The 1,468-nt window shown below is 62.1% G+C and carries 3 protein-coding genes; 1 reads left to right on the forward strand and 2 read right to left on the reverse strand.

The window, feature by feature from the left end; translation table 11 throughout:
• Positions 1–87 precede the first annotated feature (87 nt).
• A complete protein-coding gene (locus BM228_RS36045) occupies positions 88–351 on the forward strand; it encodes an HD-GYP domain-containing protein (RefSeq protein WP_139234362.1) in 264 nt (87 codons plus the stop codon).
• Positions 352–390: 39 nt separating this feature from the next.
• Here BM228_RS36045 and BM228_RS33455 read toward each other — a convergent pair whose 3' ends face one another.
• Together BM228_RS33455 and BM228_RS33460 are read right to left on the reverse strand one after the other, a co-directional pair.
• Positions 391–750, reverse strand: a complete 360-nt coding sequence (locus tag BM228_RS33455) for a cupredoxin domain-containing protein (protein WP_244537448.1) — start codon at positions 748–750, stop codon at positions 391–393.
• A gap of 185 nt (positions 751–935) precedes the next feature.
• Entirely contained in the window at positions 936–1,361 is a 426-nt protein-coding gene (locus BM228_RS33460; protein ID WP_092047639.1) for a hypothetical protein, read from the reverse strand.
• Between the last annotated feature and the right edge of the window lie 107 nt (positions 1,362–1,468).

The raw sequence follows: 1,468 nt of genomic DNA on the forward strand, positions 1-1,468 counted from the left end.
ACGCCGTGCTTCAGCCGAAAGGGGACGTCGACGGCGTAAGCCCAGCGCGACAAATAGCAAGCGAAAACGCTCTAAAACGCAACTGTAATGCTAGCGGCCGTTCGCTCCCATCACGAGATGATTGATGGGACCGGCTACCCCGATGGTCTTCGGGGCTGGGAGGTCCCGGACTTCGTGCGCCTGGTGACGGTCTGCGACGTCTACGGAGCGCTCATCGAGCGGCGTCCTTACCGTGCATCGATGTGTGGGCAGAAAGCTTATGGCATTCTGCAGAGTATGGCCGGGCAGCTGGACGACGATCTCATCCGAGCCCTCAAGCCGGTTGCTGTAGCGGTCGGACAGGCGTCCTGAAGGGTTGCGCCTGGGCCGCTATCTCCATGAGGCGTGCAGCTACTGAACGTGGATGGTGAGCCTCATCTTCGGGTGGATGCCGCACTGGATGATGAAATCGCCCGGCTCTTTCAGCGTCAGCGTCGCCTGCTTGCCCGGTTCTTGATCACCGGCGTCGAACGCGAACCGATCGGCCTCGATAAAAGCGTGATGCACCGCGCTGTCGTCACCGTTGACCAAGGTGATGGTGTCGCCCCTGCGCAGGAACAGGTCGGTGGGATCGTAGTGTCGGCCCTTCTGCAGCACGATACGGACGACGTTGGAGAGACTGGCTTGGGCTGGCCCGAGCGCGAGCAATGCCATCATGAACGCCATAGGCGCACCGAGGAGAAGCTGCCGGCGTAGATTGTAAATCGTCACGATTGCAACCTGTATAATTAAACCCCCAAGGTCTAGACCTAGAAAATTCTGGCTACATATTGCCTAACTGATATTAGTATATCAGCCTAAATCTGTTGGTGCTTCGCACTCGCTTTGCAGAATGACTGGCAGTTGCGCGTTGGTCGCAGCAGACTTTTAACCACGGGCGATGCCGGCTCAATGCCTCAAGCGTAAGGCCCACCAAACAGGTCGCCCATCGCCTTCCGCCGGAACAGCGTTCTTCGACGCCGCCTCTGATGCTCCGGTCGGTCGTGGATCATGTGGCAGCGCTGGCAGAAGGCTGCGAGGTTGGCGTCTGCGTTGTTGGCGGTGTCGTGATCCCGATGGGCGGCGGCCAGCACCACGTGGGTCTGGCGGGCGCGGCCGAGGATGTCGGTGCCTGACCTAATCCGGATCCGCCGCCCCCAGCCATCACGCCACCGGCCGGCCTCAGCGTCCCACCAGCGCCCGTCGCCGAGGTGGTAGACCATCTGCCCGTGCGGTCGCCCGCAGCTCTCACACCGGCCTTGCGCCCGGCCGAAGCGGATCGCCATCGATAGCTCGCGCCAGTCGATGGGGTAGAAGAAGCGGTGCTCTGGCCGGATCGGCATGACGGCGGCACTGTGCCACCAGGAGTGAAGGAAGCGTAGCCGTAGGGCGCCTTCACGGGTCGCCCAGGGCCAGCGGCATGTCACCGACGCGTCCCCTGTTACCGTCG

This window comes from Methylobacterium pseudosasicola (assembly GCF_900114535.1).
Classification (GTDB): Bacteria; Pseudomonadota; Alphaproteobacteria; order Rhizobiales; family Beijerinckiaceae; genus Methylobacterium; species Methylobacterium pseudosasicola.